Origin of the sequence: Sodalis sp. RH16 (assembly GCF_047324245.1) — a bacterium.
Taxonomy (GTDB): Bacteria; Pseudomonadota; Gammaproteobacteria; order Enterobacterales; family Enterobacteriaceae; genus Acerihabitans; species Acerihabitans ligni.
The window spans coordinates 5,371,424-5,395,739 of the sequence record NZ_CP178737.1 but is presented as its reverse complement, the minus strand read 5'-3'; the positions used below and the strand labels follow the sequence as shown (position 1 = coordinate 5,395,739).

General features: G+C 53.4%; 21 protein-coding genes and 4 pseudogenes. 21 read left to right on the top strand and 4 right to left on the bottom strand.

The window, feature by feature from the left end; genetic code table 11:
• The first annotated feature begins 30 nt into the window (after positions 1-30).
• From ACL2XJ_RS24790 to ACL2XJ_RS24780, 3 genes and pseudogenes are all read left to right on the top strand, one after another.
• Positions 31-1,119: pseudogene (locus ACL2XJ_RS24790) on the top strand (IS3 family transposase).
• Positions 1,107-1,655 carry an enolase C-terminal domain-like protein gene (locus tag ACL2XJ_RS24785; protein ID WP_413726962.1) on the top strand — a complete coding sequence of 183 codons (549 nt, stop codon included), beginning with the start codon at positions 1,107-1,109 and terminating at the stop codon, positions 1,653-1,655. Before ACL2XJ_RS24790 ends, ACL2XJ_RS24785 begins: the two are co-directional and overlap by 13 nt.
• A gap of 25 nt (positions 1,656-1,680) precedes the next feature.
• The gene (locus tag ACL2XJ_RS24780) at positions 1,681-1,974 is read left to right on the top strand and encodes an IclR family transcriptional regulator C-terminal domain-containing protein (RefSeq protein ID WP_413724857.1); all 294 of its coding nucleotides are present in this window, start codon (positions 1,681-1,683) and stop codon (positions 1,972-1,974) included.
• Positions 1,975-2,226: 252 nt separating this feature from the next.
• On the opposite strand, the gene ACL2XJ_RS24775 is transcribed toward ACL2XJ_RS24780, so the two are convergent.
• Positions 2,227-3,117 (bottom strand): LysR substrate-binding domain-containing protein, encoded by an 891-nt coding sequence (locus ACL2XJ_RS24775; RefSeq protein ID WP_413724856.1) that lies wholly within the window; start codon positions 3,115-3,117, stop codon positions 2,227-2,229.
• A 539-nt stretch (positions 3,118-3,656) separates the two neighbouring features.
• On the opposite strand from ACL2XJ_RS24775, the gene ACL2XJ_RS24770 reads away from it, so the two are divergent.
• From ACL2XJ_RS24770 to ACL2XJ_RS24715, 12 genes are all read left to right on the top strand, one after another.
• Positions 3,657-3,869 carry a tautomerase family protein gene (locus ACL2XJ_RS24770; RefSeq protein ID WP_132921094.1) on the top strand — a complete coding sequence of 71 codons (213 nt, stop codon included), beginning with the start codon at positions 3,657-3,659 and terminating at the stop codon, positions 3,867-3,869.
• Positions 3,866-4,687, top strand: a complete 822-nt coding sequence (locus ACL2XJ_RS24765; protein WP_413724855.1) for a 2-keto-4-pentenoate hydratase — start codon at positions 3,866-3,868, stop codon at positions 4,685-4,687. Before ACL2XJ_RS24770 ends, ACL2XJ_RS24765 begins: the two co-directional genes overlap by 4 nt.
• Entirely contained in the window at positions 4,684-5,466 is a 783-nt protein-coding gene (locus ACL2XJ_RS24760; protein WP_413724854.1) for a 2-keto-4-pentenoate hydratase, read from the top strand. Before ACL2XJ_RS24765 ends, ACL2XJ_RS24760 begins: the two co-directional genes overlap by 4 nt.
• Before the next feature lie 71 nt (positions 5,467-5,537).
• Complete coding sequence (locus ACL2XJ_RS24755) at positions 5,538-6,494, top strand: acetaldehyde dehydrogenase (acetylating) (RefSeq protein ID WP_413726961.1); 957 nt, start codon at positions 5,538-5,540, stop codon at positions 6,492-6,494.
• The gene (dmpG, locus tag ACL2XJ_RS24750) at positions 6,494-7,537 is read left to right on the top strand and encodes a 4-hydroxy-2-oxovalerate aldolase (protein ID WP_413724853.1); all 1,044 of its coding nucleotides are present in this window, start codon (positions 6,494-6,496) and stop codon (positions 7,535-7,537) included. Before ACL2XJ_RS24755 ends, dmpG begins: the two co-directional genes overlap by 1 nt.
• A 275-nt stretch (positions 7,538-7,812) precedes the next feature.
• Positions 7,813-8,406 carry a DUF6640 family protein gene (locus ACL2XJ_RS24745; protein WP_132921099.1) on the top strand — a complete coding sequence of 198 codons (594 nt, stop codon included), beginning with the start codon at positions 7,813-7,815 and terminating at the stop codon, positions 8,404-8,406.
• Positions 8,407-9,047: 641 nt separating this feature from the next.
• Positions 9,048-10,376 carry an ABC transporter substrate-binding protein gene (locus ACL2XJ_RS24740; protein ID WP_413724852.1) on the top strand — a complete coding sequence of 443 codons (1,329 nt, stop codon included), beginning with the start codon at positions 9,048-9,050 and terminating at the stop codon, positions 10,374-10,376.
• A gap of 12 nt (positions 10,377-10,388) precedes the next feature.
• Positions 10,389-11,294 (top strand): carbohydrate ABC transporter permease, encoded by a 906-nt coding sequence (locus ACL2XJ_RS24735; RefSeq protein WP_132921101.1) that lies wholly within the window; start codon positions 10,389-10,391, stop codon positions 11,292-11,294.
• Positions 11,275-12,165, top strand: a complete 891-nt coding sequence (locus ACL2XJ_RS24730; protein ID WP_132921102.1) for a carbohydrate ABC transporter permease — start codon at positions 11,275-11,277, stop codon at positions 12,163-12,165. Before ACL2XJ_RS24735 ends, ACL2XJ_RS24730 begins: the two co-directional genes overlap by 20 nt.
• A 3-nt stretch (positions 12,166-12,168) precedes the next feature.
• Complete coding sequence (locus ACL2XJ_RS24725; RefSeq protein WP_413724851.1) at positions 12,169-13,230, top strand: ABC transporter ATP-binding protein; 1,062 nt, start codon at positions 12,169-12,171, stop codon at positions 13,228-13,230.
• A 46-nt stretch (positions 13,231-13,276) separates the two neighbouring features.
• Positions 13,277-15,079, top strand: coding sequence for an alkaline phosphatase family protein (locus ACL2XJ_RS24720; protein ID WP_413724850.1), 1,803 nt, complete (start codon positions 13,277-13,279; stop codon positions 15,077-15,079).
• 46 nt (positions 15,080-15,125) lie between these two features.
• Positions 15,126-15,887, top strand: coding sequence for an SDR family NAD(P)-dependent oxidoreductase (locus ACL2XJ_RS24715; protein ID WP_132921105.1), 762 nt, complete (start codon positions 15,126-15,128; stop codon positions 15,885-15,887).
• Between the two features lie 81 nt (positions 15,888-15,968).
• Here ACL2XJ_RS24715 and ACL2XJ_RS24710 read toward each other — a convergent pair whose 3' ends face one another.
• The 3 genes from ACL2XJ_RS24710 to ACL2XJ_RS24700 form a co-directional block, all read right to left on the bottom strand.
• On the bottom strand, positions 15,969-16,547 hold the full coding sequence (locus ACL2XJ_RS24710; protein ID WP_132921106.1) for an NADPH-dependent FMN reductase: 579 nt from the start codon (positions 16,545-16,547) through the stop codon (positions 15,969-15,971).
• A gap of 132 nt (positions 16,548-16,679) precedes the next feature.
• Positions 16,680-18,179 (bottom strand): UbiD family decarboxylase, encoded by a 1,500-nt coding sequence (locus ACL2XJ_RS24705; RefSeq protein WP_413726960.1) that lies wholly within the window; start codon positions 18,177-18,179, stop codon positions 16,680-16,682.
• 70 nt (positions 18,180-18,249) lie between these two features.
• Complete coding sequence (locus tag ACL2XJ_RS24700; RefSeq protein ID WP_132921107.1) at positions 18,250-18,651, bottom strand: SRPBCC domain-containing protein; 402 nt, start codon at positions 18,649-18,651, stop codon at positions 18,250-18,252.
• Between the two features lie 416 nt (positions 18,652-19,067).
• Here ACL2XJ_RS24700 and cyoB point away from each other — a divergent pair, with 416 nt between their 5' ends.
• The 6 genes and pseudogenes from cyoB to ACL2XJ_RS24670 all read left to right on the top strand — a co-directional run.
• On the top strand, positions 19,068-21,080 hold the full coding sequence (gene cyoB, locus ACL2XJ_RS24695; RefSeq protein WP_413724849.1) for a cytochrome o ubiquinol oxidase subunit I: 2,013 nt from the start codon (positions 19,068-19,070) through the stop codon (positions 21,078-21,080).
• Positions 21,081-21,493: 413 nt separating this feature from the next.
• A complete protein-coding gene (locus ACL2XJ_RS24690; RefSeq protein ID WP_413724848.1) occupies positions 21,494-21,757 on the top strand; it encodes a hypothetical protein in 264 nt (87 codons plus the stop codon).
• Positions 21,758-22,328: 571 nt separating this feature from the next.
• Positions 22,329-22,751 carry a DoxX family protein gene (locus ACL2XJ_RS24685; protein WP_413724847.1) on the top strand — a complete coding sequence of 141 codons (423 nt, stop codon included), beginning with the start codon at positions 22,329-22,331 and terminating at the stop codon, positions 22,749-22,751.
• Between the two features lie 190 nt (positions 22,752-22,941).
• Positions 22,942-23,208 (top strand): annotated as a pseudogene (locus ACL2XJ_RS24680) (IS4/IS5 family transposase); the annotation flags it as partial.
• A 20-nt stretch (positions 23,209-23,228) separates the two neighbouring features.
• Positions 23,229-23,456 (top strand): annotated as a pseudogene (locus ACL2XJ_RS24675) (DDE-type integrase/transposase/recombinase); the annotation flags it as partial.
• Between the two features lie 352 nt (positions 23,457-23,808).
• Positions 23,809-24,282 (top strand): annotated as a pseudogene (locus tag ACL2XJ_RS24670) (IS66 family transposase); the annotation flags it as partial.
• Positions 24,283-24,316: the final 34 nt, after the last annotated feature.

Sequence of the window (24,316 nt, the reverse complement as noted above, 5' to 3'; positions counted from 1 at the left end):
TTTCTCGTAACATGAATCGAGGAGATTCGGATGAAAAAATCACGTTTTAGCGACAGCCAGATCATGACCATTTTGAAGCAAGCTGAGGCAGGTACACCAGTTTCTGAGCTTTGCCGCGAGCATGGTATGAGTAATGCCAGTTTTTATAAGTGGCGCTCACGCTTTGGCGGTATGGATGCCTCAATGATGGCCCGCCTGAAAGAACTGGAAGATGAAAATCGACGGCTCAAAAAGATGTATGCCGAAGAGCGTTTAAAATCCGAGATCATCCAGGAGGCCATGCAAAAAAAGTGGTAACGCCATCCCGGCGACGCGAGATGGCGCGGCACGCAGTCAGCGTTAAAGGTATCTCTATCCGGCCTGGCCTGTTCCATTTTTGGCCTCAGCGAAAGTGGCTACCATTATTGCACTAAATTGCGTGATGAAAATGTGCAAATAGCCAATTGGCTTACCGATTTAACGGCACGACACCGTAGTTGGGGATTTGGGCTGTGTTATTTATTTCTGCGTAACGTCAAAGGCTTTCATTGGAATCATAAACGCATTTATCGGATTTATTGCGAACTCAAATTGAATTTGCGGATCAAGCCAAAACAAAGGATTATCCGGTCTCATCCGGCCCCGTTAGTTGTGCCTGACAAGACCAACCATACCTGGTTAATGGATTTTATGCATGATCAATTAAGTGATGGCAGAAGTTTCCGCACATTCAATGTGATAGACGATTTTAATCGGGAAGGCCTGACCCTGGATGTTGATTTTTCCCTGACGTCAGAACGCGTTATTCGTTCACTTTAACAGCTCATCGAATGGCGCGGAAAGCCGGCCTGTATACGGTGCGACAACGGCCCGGAATACCTGAGTATCCAACTGCAAAAATGGACGATTAAACATCAAATAACCTTGCTTTATATCCAGCCGGGCAAGCCCCAGCAAAATGCCTATATAGAGCGCTTTAACCGCACGGTACGTTATGACTGGCTAAATCAATATATGTTTAGTTATATTGCCGAAGTACAAGATTTCGCAACGCGGTGGCTTTGGACCTATAACCATGAACGTCCCCATATGGGGCTAGGCGGCATAACGCCCATGCAGAAGCTCGCATTGGTGGCATAATTCTACTTAAAGCTCCCGTTGAAAACGGGGAGATTACCGCACGGGCTATCGAGGAATTCGATATATTTTATTACGAAGAGATCAATACTCCACTTAATCCGGAACTCCATAAATTAGCCAAAGAAAAAATCAATATTCCTATCGCTTCCGGCGAACGCATTTATACCCGCTGGGGATTTCTGCCCTTTCTGACCGAGCGTTCCCTGGACGTGGTACAGCCCGATTTGGGAACCAGCGGGGGGTTAAGCGAGCTGAAGAAAATAAGCGAATTAGCCCATATCTATGAAAGTACCGTCCAGGTCCATATCGCGGGTTCAGGGGTTATTGCCGCCGCCGCGCTGCATCTGGAAGCGACTATCCCCAATTTTATTATTCATGAACATCACCAAAAAACGCTGATACCCGGTTATATCGAATTATGTGAGCACAATTATCAACCGCTTGATGGTTTTCTTACCGTACCCGAAATACCGGGCATAGGTCAGGATTTGACCAAGACGGCATACCAAAAGTCCGATCGTGTGACGATCAAATAACCTATCCGATCATCTTGCTTCCGAAGTGGAAAAGCTGCGCGATACGCTTGGCCTGACGGTGGTTATTTCCTCATTCACCGATACCCAGGTGATAGTGACCAATATTATGAATGGGACGAACCAGCTGGGAATTTCGCTGCGGCTAGGCTCAAGAATTGAGCTGAACTCGGTGGCGCAGGGGAGAATCGTGCTGGCTTTTGGGCCGTCCTCGCTGGCCGAACATTATCTTTCCATGCCGCTTCCTTTCCAGACCTCCCGCACGATTACGTCGCCGGATAAATTGCGCGAAGAGTTGGCGTTGATTCGCAAACGGGGCTAGGCTGATGCGCCGGAAGAACTGTACGTGGGAATCAATGCTTTTTCGGCGCCCCTTTTCCAGGCTAGCGGCCGCCTGTTCGGCATTATTGCCATCATTGGCTCAATCCATTATTTACCGAAATAGCACAGCGACAAAAATATCGCTGCCTTACTCAATGCCGCGCGTGAAATTTCCCGCATCATGGGCTACAAATGGGAATTCAATTTCTGAATAAGGTTTCCGAGCACGTATTGAAGACCCATAGGCCTATGCTCATTGACCGACTCGTGACGTTTTAATCAACGCCAGGAAAGCGCGTAAAATAGGAGAATTATCTTCCCGGCGATAGAGGCAGCTCAGCTCAATATCTTTTAAATGCGCTGATTTCAATGGCCGGTACACTACGCCGGGCAAACGCAAATTACTGGCTGAAGCCGTTGTCACGCAGATACCAAAGCGGCTGGCCACCAGCGCGATGCAGGTCACCACGTCCTCCACTTTTTGCTCGATACGCAACGCTGCTTTTTCGGCCCGGAATGCGTCCGCGATCACGTCGATCAAACCGGCGACCGGCGCATTGGGATAGAGGATCATCGGTTCATTGTCCAAGTCGCGCAGTGTGAGCACCTTCTTTTTGCACAGGGGATGCTCTTCATAGAGCGCGACCAAATAAGGCTCCCGCTGTACCCAGTCCACTGCGACATCTTCGTCATAAGGCACTAACCGATTAAAGCCGATGGTAATGCGCCGTTCATGCAATGCGGCGATTTGCTCGGTTTTCGACATGCTGTACAAACCGATCTTCACTTCCGGGCGCAACGCATGGAAATCAGCCAGTAACCGCGGGATGATGTTCAGCACCCCGGAGGTAAAAATGCCGACATCGAGCCTGCCGATATACCCGCTGCCGGCAAGCTGTGCCTGTTGTTCCGCGCGCTTGGACAGGGCGAGAATATTCGGCACTTCCGCCAGCAGGGCTTGTCCGGCTTCGGTTAATTCAACCCCTTTATTGGTACGGATGAATAATGGCGTGCCTAATTCTTCTTCCAGCGTATGGATTTGCCGCGTCAAGGGTGGCTGGGTGATATGCAAACGTTCAGCCGCGCGACCGAAATTATTTTCCTGCGCCAGGGCAAGAAAGTAACGCATCTGTTTAATTTCCATATCTTTTCCTTTTCATCCACACATTCCGGCCTTCTATTAAGCTCATGGCATAACCCATGACAGGCCTTGAGATAGAAATGTTAACTACTTCACAATTTTGTCGACCTGATTTCCAGCCTCAATCGGATAAAAATGTGACATAGCACCGGCATATTTTATTGTCTGTCGGACTGTGCAGCATTCCTCGATCAGGTCTCACGCAGCGAAATTTTTATTACCCATCCGTATCGACTTGGACGTTCATAACGTTAACATTTTGTTAGAAAAACCATAATTTACCGGTGAAGCAGGCTGCCCCGGCGAACCACCGCCGGCATTTCTGCACGTCCGCGGATAGGCCTGATGGCTGTCTTCAATGTGATCCCAGAGCAATACTCAACCCGTATCGTAAATCATAAATTCGGTATTGGTCGCAGGTTAACGCCCTCACTATGATTCCACCATAAGGATCCGTCAAATTACTGATAACAAGGTCAGGATTTAACATCCATGGTAAATGGCGGATAGGTCTAATCGCTACAGATAAAAGGGGAATTACCATGCCTGTTGTTCATATTTCTTTTGTGGAAGGACGCAGCGATGACGTCATTAAAACCTGTCTGAAAAGCGTTGCCCGCGCGGTGCATGAAAGCACCGGGGCGCCGTTGGAGAGTATTCGAGTGTATGCCACGGTCGTCCCGGCGACGCATTGGGCCGTCGGGGACCGCACCAAAGATGAAATGCAACCCGTGACCGGAGGCAATACTAAATGATATCGCGCGACATGATTGAAGAGGCGGCGAGAGCACTTTTCACCGCCGGGGAAACGAGGGAATACCTCTCTCCGCTCAGCGAAAGGTATAGCGATTTATCAATTACCGACGCCTATGCCATTCAACAGATGAATATCGAAAGACAGGTCGCCTCAGGCCATCGCATAGTGGGCTGCAAGATTGGCCTGACCTCCAAAGCAGTACAGCAGCAGCTCGGTGTCGACACGCCGGATTTCGGCATTTTATTGGACAACATGCAATACGGCGACGGCGAACCCATCCCTTCATCGATTTTGGCGCAGCCCAAGATTGAAGCGGAGATTGCTTTTGTCATGGGGCGCGATATCACGGTGACCCATCCCGGCCATCTGGATGTGATTAACGCTATTGAATATGCGTTGCCGGCACTGGAGATTGTCGGCAGCCGCATCGCCAACTGGAAAATCCGCATCACGGATACGATTGCGGATAACGCTTCCTCGTCCGCTTTTGTATTGGGTACCAGCCCGCGCCTTATCTCCGAGTTCGATCTGCGTTTGTGCGGCATGGTGCTGGAGCAGCATGGTAATCCGGTCAGCGTAGGCGCCGGCGCCGCCTGTCTCGGCAACCCTATTAACGCTGTGGTCTGGCTGGCCCGGACCATGAGCAGCCTGGGGACCCCATTGAAAGAGGGTGATGTCGTACTTTCGGGGGCGCTGGGACCGATGGCTCTGGTGGCGCCGGGTGACATTTTTACTGCGCGCATCAATGGCCTGGGTACGGTTCGGGCGGTATTTGAGGCTCGGGATAATGAAGAAAATCATGAGGTGGCGGCATGAGCCAGGTAACAGAAATCGCAACGCTGCTCGATCAGGCCGCGCGCAACGGGACGGCAATCGGCCAGTTTGATCCCGAGGGGCATTTATCTCTTGAGCAGGCCTACGCCATTCAATCTGCGGTGGTTAAATGCCGTGAAGCCCGAGGGGAACGGCGCGTCGGGGTAAAAATGGGCTTCACCAGCCGGGCAAAAATGCTGCAGATGGGCCTGTCCGATGTGATTTGGGGCCGGCTCACCGAAGGGATGCAAATCGAGGAAGGTTCAGCAATAGACATTTCACGGTTTGTGCGCCCGCGCTGTGAACCGGAAATTGCGTTTATTTTGAAAAAAAACCTGGCGGGCAACGTAACCGGCCCACAGGCGCTGGCCGCGGTAGAAGCGATAGCCCCCGCGCTGGAAATTATCGATTCCCGCTATAAAGATTTTCGTTTCACTTTACCGGAAGTGATCGCTGACAACGCCTCATCAAGCGGTTTTGTCATCGGGCCCTGGTGCGATCCGCATATCGATTTTTCCAATCTGGGCCTCACGTTGAATATTAACGGACGTGTGACGCAGGTGGGTTCCACCGCGGCGTTGCTCGGCCATCCGCTACGCTCGTTGGTGGCCGCCGCACGCCTTGCCGCGGAGGCGAACGAACCCTTGCAGGAGGGCTGGATAGTGATGGCCGGCGGCGCTACCTCCGCAGACTGGATTGAAGCGGGACAATATATTTCAGTTGATATGGAACGATTGGGCAGCGCCGGATTCCGTCTCTCACCTTCGTCTGATGCTGAATGAGTAGCGCGCCCAGCCAGGTTCGACAGATAGCATCATATCAGCCGGCTGAATAATAATATGGAGTGGACATGATAAAAAAAGTGAAAGTGGGCATCATTGGGCCCGGTAATATCGGTACCGATCTGATGATCAAAGTGTTGCGTAACAGCAAATACCTGGAAATGGGTGCCATGGTCGGCGTGATTGCCAGCTCCGACGGCCTTGCCCTGGCTAACAAATGGGGCATTGCCACCACGTCCAAAGGCATTGAAGGCCTGCTCAAGCTTGATGTGTTCAAGGATATCGATATTGTTTTTGATGCCACCTCAGCCAGCGCCCATCCCCATCACAATGCGGTTTTACAGGCCCATGATATCCAGGTGATTGATCTGACGCCGGCGGCATTAGGCCCCTATGTAGTTCCCGCCATCAATCTCGATGGGGAAAATGCCTCCAACATCAATATGGTCACCTGCGGCGGGCAAGCGACTATCCCCCTGGTTGCCGCGGTATCCAGGGTCGCCAAAGTGCACTATGCCGAAATCGTCGCCTCCATCGCCAGTAAATCAGCGGGGCCAGGAACCCGGGCAAATATTGACGAATTCACGGAAACCACCCGCGCGGCAATAGAGAAACTCGGCGGCGCAACACGTGGCAAAGCAATCATTATCCTCAATCCGGCCGAACCGCCTTTAATGATGCGCGATACGGTCTATGTGCTTTCCGAGCCGGCCGACCAGCGGAAGATTGAAGAGAGCATTGACCTGATGGTCTCCCATGTACAGGAGTACGTACCGGGTTACCATCTCAAACAAAAAGTACAGTTCGAGATCATCCCGCCGGAAAAACCGGTCAATCTGCCGGGCCTGGGCATGACCCATGGCCTGAAAACCTCCCTTTTTATCGAGGTGGAAGGCGCCGCGCACTATTTACCTGCCTATGCGGGCAATCTGGATATCATGACGTCCGCCGCGCTGGCTTGTGCCGATAGGATCGCACAGCGTCGTATTGCCGCCGGTGTGGCCCGTGGCCAAAAGGAGACACTCTGATGACTGCCAGCACAAAAAAACTCTACATTTCCGATGTCACTCTGCGTGACGGCAATCATGCCGTGCGCCATCAATATAGCCTTGATAATGTAAAGGCCATTGCCACCGCCCTCGATCGCGCCGGTGTGGATAGCATTGAAGTGGCGCACGGCGACGGTATCGACGGGTCGAGTTTCAACTATGGCTTTGGTAGGCACAGCGATGTGGAATGGATCGCCACGGCTGCGGAAAACGTTAAGTCCGCCCGTATCGCCACGCTACTGATCCCGGGCATCGGCACGGTAAAAGATTTACGCAATGCTTACGATGCCGGCGCTCGCATAGTCCGTGTCGCCACCCACTGTACCGAAGCGGATGTATCACGCCAGCACTTGGAGTGCGCGCGCGAAATGGGTATGGATCCGGTGGGTTTTCTAATGATGAGCCATATGAACACGCCACAAGGTCTGGCTGAGCAAGCAGTGCTGATGGAAAGCTATGGCGCGAGCTGTGTGTATGTCGTGGATTCCAGCGGCGCCCTTGGCATGAGCGGCGTGCGCGATCGGGTGCGGGCATTGAAAGACCGGCTTAAGCCCGAAACTCAAGTGGGTATCCATGCCCATCATAACCTCGCCCTTAGCGTCGCCAATTCGCTGGTGGCGGCCGCGGAAGGCTGCGAACGCATCGACGCCAGTTTAGCCGGTATGGGCGCCGGGGCGGGCAACGCACCGCTGGAGGTATTTATCGCCGCCGCGGAACGTGAGGGTTTGCGGCACGGATGCGATCTCTATAGGTTGATGGATGCCGCGGATGAGATAGTACGCCCGCTACAGGAACGCCCGGTCCGCGTCGACCGTGAAACGCTGGCGCTGGGTTATGCCGGGGTTTATTCCAGCTTTTTACGTCATGCGGAAGCCGCAGCCGGCAAGTACAACCTCAAGACGGCGGATATTCTGCTGGAACTCGGCCGCCGCCGTATGGTGGGCGGACAGGAGGATATGATCGTCGACGTCGCCCTAGACCTTCTTAAGGACAAAGCGTCAGCCAATGAAGGAGGTTCTTAATGACCAAAATAGAGGGAAACCCGGTAGATCGCTTTTTATTTCCCCTATTGAATAGATAACATAATACAAGTTGAAATATGCTCGCAGATTGAATGACTTGTCTCATAGCTAAAGAATAGGTTGCATCTGTGTAATCGATTAAGTGCCTGATTATTTTTAATTCATCAATAGGTTTTGTTTGCCGTAAACCCGAACCCTGGGGATTCTTATTCAATGGCAAGCGGACTACAGATGATAAAAATAAAGTCAAAGACGCAGGAACCGGAGACAATATAATGAACATACTTACCCTACAAATTCTTCTTACCATAAGCACGCTGGGATACAGTGCTATCCCGGCGATATTCGATACTAACGACACGCATATGACTAACCCAAGATGGGTGCCCCATGCGCGTTTTCATGTTGTCTGGCAGGTTGCAAGTTATGTCGGCTTTGCCCTGATTGCCTTATTCTTTATTTGGGCGCCCAGTGATGAAGCAAGACTGCATTTATGGTTTGCCACCGCCATGTCGATTGCCGCCTACGGCGGCTTTTTCTTCGCGGTCCTGTCAAGGGCCTTTTACGACGGCGCCAATTACGACGAAAATGGCGTGGTTCCCTATCGCCCGCCATTTATTGGTAAATGGCTGGCGTTTGAAGTGAATATCACCCTTTTTAGCGCGGCGGTGCTAATCCTTACCCTGGCGGTCATTGGCTTATTGCTGCCGGAAAATGCACAAGGCGCGGCAATAAACGCTGTGTGGATCGTCATGGCTATTCTGTTCTTCATTCTGCTGAGCATTTTGATTGTTTTTGTCGGCGCATTTATTCTCGGCCGCAAGCACCCGCAGGATCAACACAACCTTTATCAGGTACAAAAAAAGTAACGTAGGGCAGGCCGCCAGGCTGTCTTGTCAGGGCAAAAGTGTCCGGGCAGTCTGGCCGCAGGGCTAACAACCTGCAATCCAGGGCGGCCCGTATGGATGTGGCACAGAAAGTAAGACCGGCGGCCCAATCACGCCAGATTCGCCCAGTGCGCTAAAGGCCGTCTTTCTGCGGGCGTAGCCGCAAACCCCAGTTTAGGCGCCATAATCAAACACTCCCAGGTAATAAGGTTTTCACCGACTTCCGCCATATGCACATCAGCGCCAACCAGTCTTTTTCGGGGAGCACTAATGTGGTTATCATTGCGTGGATTAATAGCTCATTATCTTTCTATGAACTCTCGCAGAGAGAATTTTGAATAGCGGGCTGATATGTAAAAATTCCATTTACTTTCCCTTATATGACCTAGACGGCTATAGCCTGTTAATAACTTAGCTTATGAGAATGTTGATAATATCAATATACCGAAATGGTCTTTTGGCGAGTTTAATTTCATTCCTATGATGTTTGCATGACAGCCGCGAAATAGCGTGTATTTTCGAATCATTGCAAAACCGTATTATTCGTCTGGCAAACACCGTGCGTTGGCAGCTGCGCCCTGCTGCGCCAGACGAATCCATCAATTACATCAAGGAAGCGGATAATGCAACGTCGTGATTTGTTAAAGGCAATGGCGGCCTTTGGTGTTTACGCCATGGTGCCCGCCATTGCGCGGGGTGCCGATAGCGCAAGGAAATACGAAGGGGTGACGCTCAACGTTTCTACCTTTAGCGCGGCCTGGCCGGCGCTCATACGCCGCTCCTTGCCGGAATTTGAAGCGCTGACCGGCGCTAAGGTTCAACTGGATACGCCGTCTTTCCCGGTGTACAACCAACGCGCCGACCTGGAGCTGTCCACACAAGGGTCGGCCTATGATGTGGTAAGCGTCACCTTTATCTACACCAGCCGCTGGATTAACGCCGGCTGGTTGACTCCGCTCGATGAGTTCATTGCAAATCCGAATCTCACTCCGGGCGATTGGGATCTGAAGGATTTTCTGCCGGGCACCTTGGCGCCGGAAACCGGGCGCGACGGCAAGCTGTATGGCATTCCCTGGGTGGTGGAAGCCATGCTGGCCGGGGCATCGCGCTACGACTTGATCCAGCAGGCCGGACTGGCGTTTCCACAAACCACAGATGACCTGCTGACAGTGCTGCACGCGATTAATAAAAAAGAACGGGTGGCAGGCTATATTACCGATAACCACTATGGTTGGACGTTTATCCCCTATCTGCAAGGGTTCGGCGGCAACGTCTTCCATTCCGCGCCGGATGATTTATTTCCCACCCTGGATACGCCGGAAGCGGTGGCGGCGGCGGATTATTTCGCCAATCTGATCCGCGAATTTGGCCCCAACGGCGGTATTACCTATAGCGCCGATCAGGCGCTCCAGGCACTGAAGCAAGGTCGGGTCAACTTCACGGATGCCAGCCAGACCTATCTCGCGCAATTAGGCGATCCCGCCACCTCCCGCACACTGAAAACCGCTCATTTCGGGCCGATGGTCAGCGGGCCGAAAGGGCGCTTCCCCGGGATGGCGGTACATGCGCTGGGAATCCCCGCCGGGTCGAAAAATAAAGAAGCGGCATGGGCCTTTATTCAATGGGCGCTGTCGAAGCCGCTTACGCAACGGGCGGTACAGGCAGGGTATGGTTCCCCGACCCGGCGCAGCGATATCGATTCGGCGGCATACCGTAGCAAACAGGTGATAAACGGCGTCGATCTGGCGCAGTTATCACTGGATGCCATTGAGCAGGCCGGTAAGGGCGGTTACATGAAGTACCGTACCGTCGACGTCTATCCTCAGGTAGACCAACAGCTCAATAAAGCCATCGCCTTGATTGCGTCCGGCCAGATGCCGGCGAAGCAGGCCATGGCGCAGGCGCAGGCCGGCACTATCGCGGACCTGAAACGGGCCGGCGTCAAAATATAATCGGGGCATGTGATGCAACAAACAAAAGTTACCTGGCATACCCGGCAGAGGAATGCATATCTGCTTGGATTGGCGCCTTCGCTGGTGGTATTGGCCGCGCTGACGCTGGTGCCCGCATTGGCGCTGGTGATCACCAGCTTGACGCCTTTTAGCCTGACCCATCCGCAGACATCATTTAATTTCGCCCATCCGTTGCAAAATTATCAGCAATTATTACATGACGATCGTTTTCTTCATTCTCTCGTCACGCAAATCAAGCTGTCGCTCTTTAGCGTTTTTTTTCAGGTGCTGACCGGTTTGCTGCTGGCATTATTGCTCAATGGCCGGACATGGATATTACAGGGCGCCCGCACATTGTTATTAATTCCCATGGTGTTGCCGCCGATTATTGTGGCGCTGGTTTGGAAGATTATTTACACCCCGGATATCAGCCCGCTGCATCAGGTTTTGGATAGGCTCGGTTACCCGCTGGACTCGCTGCTGGCCAATCCTTCCACGGCGCTGTGGGCCATTGCGGTGGCGGATGTCTGGCAGTGGTTTCCTTTTACCATGCTGATGGTGCTGGCTGCGTTGCAGATGATCCCGAATGAGCCTCAGGAGGCGGCCAGCCTTGACGGCGCGCGGGCATTCAACATTTTCCGTTTTATCGTTTTCCCCTATTTGAAACCGGTGCTGGCGGTATGCGTGCTGTTTCGTTTGATCGACAGTTTTAAAGCATTTCCGCTGATCTACGTGCTCACCGACGGCGGACCGGGTTCAGTGACTGAAGTGACCAATTATTATGGCTTTATCCAGGCGTTTAACTTTTCATGGTGGGGATATGGTAGCGCCATTGCTGTAGTCATCCTGGTGGGCGTCTTTGTACTAAGCTGGCTGATTGGCCAGGCGGGGTGGAATAATGACTATAAAACAACCTGATGGCGAAGCCAGCGCTGCGCTGACGCTAAACATGTCACAAAAGCGCTTGCGGCATCGTCCCCGGCGGGCGTACCTCAAAGGAGGGCGGGAGCTATTGACCCTTTTTCTGGTACTGCTGCTGCTGTCGCCATTTTTGTGGATGGTGATCATGGCGTTTCGGCCCGCCGCCGACGTCTTTGACCTGACGCTGTGGTTTCACCCCACCGTTGATGCGTTTAGGGCGCTTCGGGACGGCAATTTCCTTGCATCGTTCAGCAATAGCCTGTGGGTGAGCGCTATATCAACGGTATTATCTCTGGTGCTGGGCGTCCCCGCCGCCTGGGTATTGACCCGCTGGCGATTTCGCGCCCGAAGCCAGGTCGCGCTGTGGATACTGGTGACGCGCATGGCGCCCCCCATCGCCTTCACCATTCCGTTTTTCCTTGCCTGGCGCTGGTTGGGGCTGCTGGACACTGTCATCGGGCTGTCCATCGTCTATCTCACTTTCAATTTGGCTATTGTGATTTGGCTGATGCAGACTTTTTTTGCCGCGGTGCCGGTGGCGTTGGAAGAAGCCTCCTGGTTGGACGGCTGCGCGCTATGGCGCAGCTTCTGGCTGATATCCCTGCCGCTGGTGAAACCCGGTTTGGCCGCCACCGCTATCCTCTGTTTCATCTTTTCGTGGAATGACTTTTTTTACGCGCTGATTTTGACGCGCACTCACGCCATAACCGCGCCGGTCGCGATTGTGAATTTTCTTCAATATGAAGGTTGGGAGTGGAGCAAGATCGCCGCGAGCGGCACGCTGGTGATGTTGCCGGTGGTGGCGTTCACCCTGCTGATGCGCCGCTATCTGGTGCATGGCCTGACCGCTGGTGGACTCAAGGATTAACCCATGGCTACCCTGACATTACGACAGATAGAAAAACGTTACGAAGATAACCAGATTATCCGCGGTCTCGACTTGACCATCCTTCCGGGCGAGTTTGTCGCCCTGGTTGGCCCTTCCGGCTGCGGTAAATCGACTTTGCTGCGCATGATTGCCGGACTGGAAAGCATCACCAGCGGCGAAATCGCGCTGGATGGCGAGGTGATCAACGATTTGTCGCCCCAGGACCGCGATATGGCGATGGTGTTTCAAAACTACGCCCTGTACCCCCATATGACCGTGGCGGAAAACCTTGGGTTTTCGCTGCGGATGCAGAAGTTGGCCAAAACCGCTATTCAGCAGCAGGTAGAGCGGGTGGCCGTCACCCTCGGCTTGACGCCCTTGCTCAAGCGCCGGCCGGCCCAGCTGTCTGGCGGGCAGCGGCAACGGGTCGCCATGGGACGGGCTATCCTGCGCCATCCGCGCCTGTTTTTGTTTGATGAACCGCTCTCGAATCTGGATGCCAAGCTGCGTGTCGAGCTGCGTACCGAGATCAAAGCGCTGCACCAGCGCCTGAACACGACCATGATATACGTCACCCATGACCAGGTGGAAGCCATGACCATGGCGGACCGCATCGTGGTGCTGCGCGAGGGAAAAATCGAACAGACCGGCGCCCCGCTGGAGCTTTACGACCGACCTGCCAACGCCTTTGTGGCGGGGTTTATCGGTTCACCGTCCATGAACCTGTTTGCCGGACGGCTGGATAACGCCGGCTGGGTGGTTACGGATGACGGTATTCGCCTGCCGCTGCAAGAAATGCCTCGCCAGCCGGCGGGGCTGCGGGTGTTATACGGTATCCGTCCGCAGCACTTTGAGCTGCAGCAGCCGGGGGGGCTGCATGCACAGGTTAACGTGGTTGAACCCACCGGCAGCGAAACCCAGATCATGCTCAATATTGGTGACCAGAAAGCCACGGCATTATTTCATGACCGCATCACGGCGCGGCCTGGCGAAACGCTGAGCTTGCTGCCGGATACGCGCCGGGTGCATCTGTTTGATGACAAAAGCGGATTGCGGCTGAACTGATTCCCCCCAAAGGCTTGGGATAAATGCGCGAGAGAAGAAACCGGAAATGAGCAAAAAAGTCATTGTGTTCGGCGTCGATGGGCTAATGATGCCGCTTATCCAAAAATTCGCGGCCGAGGGCGCGCTACCCCACATCCGCACCATGCTGGAGCAGGGCGCGGCGGCGGAACTGTTGCCGTTTATCTCCGCCTGGGGGGACGTGAACTGGGTGTCGTTTTTATCAGGCCAAAGCCCGGGCACCGCCTGGGTGGGGCAGGCTATTCCCGCGGACAACGCCAGGAACGCTAATTTGCTGTATCAGCTTGAGCGCAACGGGCTGCGGGCCGCCCTGGTGCATTTCCCGGAAAGCATTGCCGCCCCGGCTCCGCATTTTACCTTTTCACCTTACTGGGGGCGCGCCGAGCCGTGCCCGTGGGAGCTATACCCGCCCGCCGTATTTACCACCCGCTATGAGGCTCGCCGCCAGGCACGAACCGAACGCAGCCAGACGCTGGGCTGGCCGCCGTCGTCGCCGCTGGCCTATCACGATAAAGGGCTCTGGCGGCCGCTGAACCCGACAGATGAAAAGAACCTCTATCGACTGGATTATCCCGCAACCGGTAAAACGTTTTTGCTGGACTGCCGCCATGCCACGCCGCTTATTCGCGACGGCGAACGGGGGACCGAGCTGGTGCCAGGCCGATGGAGCCCGTGGCTGGCACTGGGGCCGGATGAGGACTATGGGCAGGTGCGTTTCTACCCCGGGCGCTACGACCCGGAGCACAACGATATCGAAATCATCCAGAGCCAGGTTACGCTGCCTGGGCGCATGGCTTCTGATGCTCAGCTCGGCAAGGCGCTGGTGGGACAACTCGGTCCGTTTATCAGTCAGTGGGCGGTGAAAGCCGCGGTGCAGGAAACCTATATCCGCTCAACGTATCGGGATGCGGAAGATCAGTCGCTGTGGCTGGCGGACAGCGCGTTGTACCTCACCCATCAGCAGGGTTATGCCCTGTGGATCGCCGTACATCATCTGATTGATGAGTCGCACCATCTTTGCCTGGGCCAGTATGATCCGCGTTCGCCGTTTTACGATGCAGCGCAGGCGCCGCGCTACGAAGCGGTGATGCGCGAATGCTATCAGATTCTTGATCGCTCTATCGGCAAAATTATTGCCGCCATGGATGACGACTGCACGCTGCTACTGGCTTCCGATCACGGAGCGGTACCCAATGAGTACATGTGCGATATTCATCGTTACCTGGCGCGGCGCGGGCTGGTTACCCTGGATGCGCAGGGGCGGCCTTTGGCGGCCCGGAGCCAGGTCTATCTAAAGGACGAGCGCGGCGGTCTGGAAATCTTCATTAATCTTGCCGGACGCGAAGCGGGGGGCATTGTGCCTGCGGCCCGTTATGAAGCGGTGACGGAGCAGGTGCTGAAGGCGCTCGGCGAATGGCAGGTGATGCATGACGGCCAACCGCGCAAGGCCGTGGCCTGGGCGCTGCGCAAAGCCGATGCGGCGAGTGTGGGCTATTGGGGCGACCATGCCGGGGATGTGTTGTTTACCTATAATACGGGATTTGTCTGGGGTACCAGCCGCCATGGCGAGGATATCTGCCCGGTCAACGCCCCCGGCGCCAATCATGGTCCGCAGAAACCGACGGCGGAAACAGAGCACAGCGCTAATTATGGCGTGATCCTGGCCTATGGGGCGGGCATCAGAAAAGGCTACTACCGCGATCGTCTGCAACGGGGTCCCCATCGCATGACAGATCCGGCTGCCACCATCGCCCACTTGCTGGGCATGGAACACGACGCGCTGGATGGTAACGTTATGTATGACTTTCTGACGCGCGACGCGGCTCAGTGACCTTCGCCAGCGCGGCCGGGCAGCATAATCATAATAAGGAGTGCGCATGAGTGAACATCTTTATACCCAATACCAGAGCCTGGCGGGGAAAACGGTGCTTATTACCGGGGGCGCAAGCGGTATAGGGGCCGATCTGGTGGCGGCGTTTAGCCAGCAGCACAGCCGGGTGCATTTTCTCGACATCAATACCGTCGCCGGCGAGGCGCTGTCGGCGGTACATGGCGCGGTGTTTCATTATTGCGACCTGCGCGACATTCCGGCGCTGCGCACCGTAATTGGCGACATTGCTGCTCGCGAAGGGGGTATTGATGTGCTGATCAATAATGCCGCCGACGACGACCGACATGACATGTTTGCCGTTGAGCCGGAATATTGGCGCAATCGGATGGCGGTCAATCTCGATCACCAATTCTTCGCCACCCAGGCAGTGGCGATACCGATGCGTGAACGTCAGTCCGGAGCCATTATCCTAACCAGCTCCACCTCGGTGATGAAAGGACGTCCGGGCATGGTGGGCTACACCACCGCCAAGGCGGCGATCCTCGGCCTAAACCGGACCTTGACCCGAGAACTTGGGCCCTTTGGCATCCGGGTAAACTGCATCGTGCCCGGGGCCATCTCCACTCCACGACAGCAGGCGCTTTGGCGTACCCCGCTGGTTCAGCAGGAGATTATGGACATGCAGGCCATCAAGATAGATCTACAGGGCAGTGACATTGCCGCCATGGCGCTGTTTGTGGCCTCAGATGATGCGCGCGGCTGTACCGGCGCGCAGTTTGTGGTGGATGCCGGGATACGGCTGAATTAGGATTAGGGCACTCTGGTTATTCAATGGTCAAATGTTTTCACTGTTATAGTCATTGCCCCCTAGCGACTATAAAATAAAGCCTTATTTTTCATTGTTGCTGAAATGGCTGACGAAAGCAACGAACGCCTTGAGCTGTCCCGCGATGAAGTCGCGTGTCGTTGTATCAGTAAGTTCCAGCGTTTCAGAGTTCACCTTGCCAGCGACCTGTCCGATCATGACCTCAGGCTTATTAAGCACCTGGGCGTCAAGGAAAACAAGGCTTTGCCGCAGGTGATATTGCGCCCGCGCACCGCCGATCACCCCCTGTGACGCCGTTTGAATGGCAATCGGTTTGCCGGCGAAGGGTTGCGGAGTTAGACGGGACAACCAGTCGAGGCAGTTCTTAAGCACGCCAGGGACGGAGTAGTTGTATTCGGGCGAAACGATGATGACACCATCCGCTGCCTTGATTTGTTCAGCCATGGCTAGCACCGGCGCCGGAAAACCCGCTGCCTGCTCGTCGGCATCGTAATGCGGAAACTCGCGGACCGAACCCAAGGCGGTGATGTTTACGCCGTCAGGCGCCAGCGAGGGCAGGGCGCGTGCGACCGCCGCGTTGAAGGAACCTTTGCGAAGGCTGCCAAGAAGTGTGACGAAGTGAAGCGGAGTTGAATTGTTCATTTGATTATCTCCATGGGATGTTTACTGCTGATATGCATAAACAGGTAATTCAATAGACCCGTTCCATATGCGGCTAACGATGCCCACATTTGTGATTACGACAATGGGCAGTGTGTAGCGTGGGCGCCTCAGTCATACAGAATCCTTCCCGAAAAGGGACGGCGCCCATAGACTGGGGTCAACCTCCTTGAACTGCGCGCGGACGAAATGCTTTTTCAGATGGAACGGCACCGTGCAGTCGAAGATGGTCTTCGTCGTAGTGCCTTTGGCCGTCACTCGCGGGTCGTATTCCGGGGTCTGGGAGGGATCGAGCACGTGGCCCGCCAGTCCCGGTACGAAGATCGTATCCAGATCGCCTGAGAAGCGCGTCTGCATTGCCCAAAGCACGTCATTGGTATCGAACAAATCGACATCTTCGTCGACGAGTATCACGTTCTTAAGTTCGCGATAGACGGCGAGGGCGGTCATTGCCGCCTGTCTGGTCATCCCATCGTCGCCAGCGTTTTTCTTCTCCACCTGGAGGATGGCAAGAAACTTTCCGCCGCCGGCGCTGTGAGCATATACGTTCTTAACCAGTCCCGGCAGAGCGTCATGACATTCCAGATAAATGCTGGCTTCGGTCGGGATGCCTGCCAGGCTGACATGCTCTTCCCCGGGCCCAACCAGGGTTTGCAATATCGGGTTCTTGCGGGTAGTGATCGACTTGACCTTGATAACGGGCAGGGAAGGATTGGCATCGCCGGTATATCCGGGAAATTCCGGCATCGCTTTGCCGGTCTTGCTGTTTTGATCCTCGGCGACCCGCACATTTGGCAGAATCTCCCCTTCGATAACAATTTCGGCGCGGGCGATGGCCCATTGCGGCACGGTCAGGCATTCCACCAGTTCGACGGGACGGCCCCGCAGGCCGCCGGCCACACACAGCTCATCGAAACCGAACGGAGTCGTCGGCGCTTCAAAGGTTGCCCCGATGGGGATGGCCGGATCGAGCCCCATATTGATCGATACAGGCAGCGGCTTGCCATGGGCCTCGGCTTTCTGACGGAAGGCGTCGATATGGCGGCCGGGTGCAAAGAAAATCGACAATTCGTCCTTGCTCTGTACGCAAAGCCGGTGGATGGTTACATCGACATTGTCACGGTCATCAGGATCGCTCCCCAGTACCAGTCCCAGGCAAAAGTAGGGGCCTGCGTCCTCAGTGGTATTGGTTGGCGCGGGTAGGAGTTTGCGCAGGTCGAAACCTTCGTCATCGGCGCGATAGACCACTTCTTGGCAAGGCGCATCTTTCCTGTCGATCACCACCGGCGGTATCACGTTTTGTCGGGCCTGCGCCATTTGGATGCCAAGTTCCCGCACTGGCGCGCCGAGCAGGGCGCTGACGCGCTCTCGACTTGCCAGCATGCCCACCAGCACGCGCGAACCGGGATAACCTTTGATGGAATTGAATGTCATGGCTGGACCGATGCGCGTCGGTCGCATCACCGTGCCGCCGGCGCCGATATATCGGTAGACCCCGGCCAACTCGTCTTTTGGGTCCACCTCCCGGTCGGTTTCAATGTATTGACCGGGCAAGGTCTTAAGGAGTTCGATTGCCGAGCGCAGATCGTTCACCGGCGGGACCGTCCAGCCCATCGGATGAGGATCTCCCGGTTTTACGATGTGGTAGGTCGTTGCGCGTTTCTGCGGCATGTTTTTATATCCCTCAAATTTTTTCGATGTGAGTTTTAAGGCGATGCAGAACTTCGCCCCAATGTGTATTGCAGAATGCCCTGTGGGAGTCGTCCCGGGACCATTCACCATCGGTTAATTCAACAAGGGTACGGCCATCGTCCGCATCGGATATTTTTATGGTGAGTACCTTGCCGGGCGAGGTGCCCGATCCCTCGACGCAGGTCTGAACAATAGAGATATCGTGTTCGAGTTTATCTGTGCGCCAGCTGAAGCGCATGCCAGGCTTAGGCGCCAATGTCAGCACTTTGCCGGGTGTGATCTCACCTTCGATTCTGCCCAGATGCCAGGCGGCCATTTCAGCAATATCGGTGAGCGCTCGGTAAACTTCGGCGCGTGGCGCAGTAATCTTGATAGCGTGGTGAAGGGTGATCATGGCATTCTCCTTTGGGTTTCTTTGGGTTTCAGAAGCCGCTGACTTAAAACTATCCACTCCTTAATTTTTCACTGTATCTATTTTTCGTCTTCTCACGGGTTTTACGCCTGAATAAAATTACCCCCGGCTCCAATCAGGACGACAGCTGACATCGGAAGTGGAAATGGTTAATTTTCTCGCTGCATGAGTCATTCCCCGGTTTCAGCGATGGTCTTGTAACCCTTTATATCACCAAGTACCGGCATGGTGGGCCCCCGTTTTAGTCAATGCTCTGTTACCAAGAATAGAAGTACCGGCTATTTCAGTCTGCTGTTAGGTTAACGATAATGTTTACAATTTCTTCACTACGGTGCTGACATTACTCAACTTATCGATTTAGCTGTGGGCATTTTCATGCCCGGACCGAGGAATTGCTGATGTTCGGTTTATTAACGCTGGATTCGGTTCCGTATCATGAACCGATCATTATTATCACCGTGGCCGCCATTGTCGTTATCGGGCTGGCTCTGGTGGCGGCCATTACCTATTTTGGCAAATGGCAATATCTGTGGAATGAATGGTTTACCTCGGTGGATCATAAAAAAATCGGCGTAATGTACATGATTGTGGCCTTCGTAATGCTGCTGCGCGGCTTTGCGGACGCCATCATGATGCGCTCGCAGCAGGCGCTGGCCTCCGCCGGCGAAGCCGGTTTCCTGCCGCCCCACCATTATGATCAGGTGGTCACCGCTCACGGCGTCATCATGATTATCTTTATGGCGACGCCTTTCGTAATCGGATTGATGAATCTGGTTGTGCCGCTGCAAATCGGCGCCCGCGACGTGGCCTTTCCCTTCCTGAACTCCCTGAGCTTCTGGTTCTTCGTGGTGGGGGTGATACTAATTAATGTTTCCTTGGGGGTGGGTGAGTTTGCCCAAACTGGCTGGGTGGCATACCCGCCATTATCGGGAAAAGAGTATAGCCCCGGCGTAGGGGTGGATTATTGGATTTGGAGCATCCAGTTGACGGGTATTGGCACCACGTTGACCGGTGTGAACTTCTTCGCCACCATCATGAAAATGCGCGCGCCGAACATGCCGCTGATGAAAATGCCGGTGTTTACCTGGACGGCGCTGTGCACCAATATCCTGATTATCGCCGCATTCCCCATCCTCACCGTCACCATCGTTCTGTTGACCCTGGATCGCTATCTGGGCACCCATTTCTTTACCAATGACATGGGCGGCAACATGATGATGTATGTCAACCTGTTCTGGGCTTGGGGCCATCCGGAAGTCTATATTCTTATCCTGCCGGTGTTCGGGGTCTTTTCCGAAGTGGTGGCTACCTTCTCGCAAAAACGGCTGTTCGGCTACACCTCCCTGGTATGGGCCACCATAGCCATCACAATATTGTCGTTCTGTGTTTGGCTGCACCACTTCTTCACCATGGGCTCCGGAGCCAACGTCAACGCGTTCTTCGGCATCATGACGATGATTATCGCCATACCCACCGGGGTGAAGATCTTTAATTGGTTGTTCACTATCTATCAGGGCCGCATCGTTTTTCATTCCGCCATGCTGTGGTCCATCGGTTTTATCATCACTTTCTCCATCGGCGGCATGACCGGGGTGCTGCTGGCGGTGCCCGGCGCCGATTTCGTCCTGCACAACAGCCTGTTCCTGATAGCGCATTTCCATAACGTTATTATCGGCGGCGTGGTGTTCGGCTGTTTCGCCGGCATGACCTACTGGTGGCCGAAAGCCTTCGGTTACACCCTGAACGAGAAATGGGGCAAACGCGCCTTCTGGTTCTGGATTATTGGTTTCTACGTTGCGTTCATGCCGCTGTATGCGTTGGGTTTCATGGGCATGACCCGTCGTTTAAGCCAGCAAATCGACCCGCAATTCCATCCGCTGCTGATGGTGGCGGCCGGCGGCGTAGTCCTTATCGCCCTGGGCATTTTGTGCCAGGTGGTGCAAATCGTTCTCAGCGTCATCCAGCGGGATCAGAACCGGGATCTCACCGGCGATCCGTGGGGCGGACGCACCCTGGAATGGTCCACCTCCTCACCGCCGCCGTTCTATAACTTTGCCCTGGTGCCGGATGTCAACGATCATCGCGACGCCTTCTGGCAGATGAAGGAAGACGGAACGGCTTATCAGAAACCGCTGGCCTACGAACAGATCCATATGCCGAAGAATACCGGCGCCGGCGTCATTATCGCCGCCTTCAGCCTGTTTTTCGGCTTCGCCATGATCTGGCATATCTGGTGGCTGGCGATTGTCGGCTTTGCCGGCATGATAGTGACCTGGATTATCCACAGCTTTAATGAAGACGTGGACTACTACGTGCCCGCGGCGGAAGTGGAGCGTATCGAAAACCGGCATTTTGGGAAAATGAATGAAGAGAGCCTGGATGATGTCAGTATAAGAACCATCAAATCATGATAAACCGCCGTTCTCTGAGCGGGTTTAATTATTTGATCCCAGCATGGTAATCTGGCCAGTCCGCGATCTATAGGTTCTAAAATAGCGCTTCTGGTGGAAATCGGGAATTAGCGCGGGCAATCTCGTTTGTCCCCATTTATCCCCGCGTTCTTTGGATCGGTGTCGAGTAGTCGCGAAATGTGCGAACCAGTAAATGGGGAAGTCGTCCTTGGGGGCCTGGTTGATGGAAATGTACAGCTGGAATGGACACGATTAATTAGCCGTTAACATGTGTTCGCGATATTCGCTTGGGGTTGTTTATGCAGCTTAAAGTCTTTCAGAATATCCTTTGAAAAAAAACCTTAGAAAGACTTGAATATAAACTCATGTCAGTTTATTACGGTATAACCGATCAGCATTTAAGAGGGTAGATCATGTGTACAGAATTCAACATGGTCCGTATGCGCCAGCTTAGTAAATTCGCTATGACCCACAGTGCCGCTGGCGAATTTATCGTACTCCAAGTCTCTTACATCGATAGCCTCACCGGGACCAAATGGTTAACGTTGAAAGAGTTTCCCGATCAAATGGTCACTATTAAGCTGGTCGAAGCCAAGCGACTGCTCTCTGCACTGAAGAAATCAATTGACTACATTGAGGCCGGTATTGAGCACCCTGCCGATGAATTTCTTGACTGAGGATTGAATTCATTGAGGAAAATTTATGGTCATAGGAACATGTCTGTTCCAGACGAAAGGCAGATAGATTTATAGGCTGCTTGCGACTATAGGACACGCTGAAATAGTTCACCCAATATTATGGAATAGATTCCAACATCGACTTGGAAAATATAATGAAAAGAGAGAAATTTCAGGATATATGCCGCACCCTCTTATATCAATTAGTTATGTATTAGTGTAAATGACTTGCAAAATATATTTTTACCCTGGTAGTACTTCACCCGTTTATTCGTTACGGGATTTTTTTTCATTTAAAAGTCATCAGGTTATTTTGGTAAGGAAGTTGCGTTACCGGAGTGCAGATCGGCTTCTACATTCTTACGCTATACCGCGTTTCTCAGAGTATAGGGGAAATAAAACGATGCTACTTGTAAGGCGGCTCGGTTTGGGCAAATAATCCGCCGGGCCAAATATTGACCGCATTGATAGGACTTTTTTGACTAACTGTATCAGTTAATTTGATTATATTAGTTGGCGGATGTCGAGTAAATTAGTAATACACTCACGCATATATGAAAGAGAAGCTTTTATGTTTACGACAATGAATAATAAATTTGCCCGTTTTGTAGACGCTTCAGATGCGGGTAAACTGCTGTTAAGGTTAACTTTTGGTATTTTAGTACTGTTCCATGGTTATGCTAAAACCCAGAATGGTGTGGGTTGGATTGCCGGACTTTTGCAAACTCACGGTCTGCCCGGTTTTATTGCCTATGGCGCTTATATTGGCGAGATTGTGGCACCGATAATGATTATCGTCGGATTTCTAACCCGTTTGGCCGGTCTGGTATTTGCCTTTAATTTATTAGTTGCCACCCTGCTGGTCGGATTAGATCATTTTTTTAAAGTAACCGAAGTTGGCGCTTGGGCGCTGGAAACCGAAGCGCTTTATTTCTTCGGTGGCCTGGCGATTATGCTGATTGGCCCTGGGAAATACGCCATAATGAAAAACTGATCTTGACCTGCCGCCGGGTGGTTGACTACTGACTACCAGAGTGGTGGTTCGCCTGGAATGGCCCGCCTGAGTCCTGAGGAATACTGAGAAAGAAAGACAGGCATTGAGTTTTGTGATCTACTGATTATGCAACCAATTCAATGTGATCAACCCTATGCCTGCCCGCCAATTATACCTATGATTATTCAGAATTGCATTAGCTCCATTTCATACATACCGGCAGAATGCTCTGCGGGATGCCACCGTCGCGTTAATGAACGACGCGTCACGGACGGTCAATAGTGTCGGACGATTTATACCGAAATGAGCTCAGGTCAAAAACAAAATTACAGGTGTTGATCTTCCTCTTGGCAATAAGTCACTCCAGCAGGGGATCCCTCAGATTTACACCCGAATTATCGCCATGCTAACCCGTTATCTTCCGCTTTGCGTTATAGCCGCTGACTGGCGTGGATATCGTTGAATTCGGGCGGCACTGTGCAGGCCGACTTCCACGCGGCAGCCCCGAATGAGAAATGGCTCACTGACATCACAGAGTTCCATATCCCGCCCGGCAAAGTGTATCTATCGCCCGTGATCGACTGCTTCGACGGGTTGGTCATCAGCTGATCAATAGGTACGCGTCCGGATACCGAGCTTGTGAACACCATGTTGGATGCCGCCATCAAGACGGTGGCCAACAGCAACGACCGGCCAGTCGTCAACGTTGGCCTGTTGAAGCGATGTTACGCACATGCTGGCCCTGTTGGTTCAACGTTCTCCACAGGACTTTGGTTATCTTCGTTCACCCTGGGGTAGTGATATATTATCCATTTAAATCAATAATTTATTTAATAATGCTTCTCATCCGGCAACGCTGCTCAAGTGGTTGCCGAAAGCGGGTTTGGTCTGACGCAGGTCGGTCCTACCTTGCACTTCAGGCCGCTATCGAAGAGGGCGTTAGCCAGGAACTGTGCGGACCATCCAGTCTTTTATGAAGACGAAGTGGACATCGCTCTCAATCCAAAAATCGGTGCTGACTGGTAAAAGAAAAGACACCAAAAACGGATCCCGACACCGGATCGGTGAGTTGTATGCAATCGAAGCTGAGATCCGGGGGCGTCCGGCCGAAGAACGACGAGAGGTACGTGAAGCGCGAACCCGCCCGTTACTGATGAGCCTGGAGAGCTGGCTCCGGGAGAAGTTAACCACGTTATCTCGCCAGGCCGATACGGCGAAGGCTTTCAACTACCTGATGAACCACTGGCGGGCGTTGTATTATTACAGTACCTATGGCTGGACGGAGATCGATAACTACATCGCGGAAAACGTGCTTCGGGTGGTGAGCCTTAGCAGGAAAAATTATCTGTTCATGGGGTCTGGTAGTGGCGGTGAGCGAGCGGCGTTGATGTACACGCTGATCGGCAGTTGTAAATTGAACGGCGTGGAGCCGGAAGCGTATCTGCGCCATGTGCTGGCCACTATTGCAGATCACCCCACCAATAGGATCAAAGAACTCCTGCCGTGGAACCTCATAATACCTGCTGAATAAGCGTCAATACGTCACTGAGTTGACGCTTACGGCG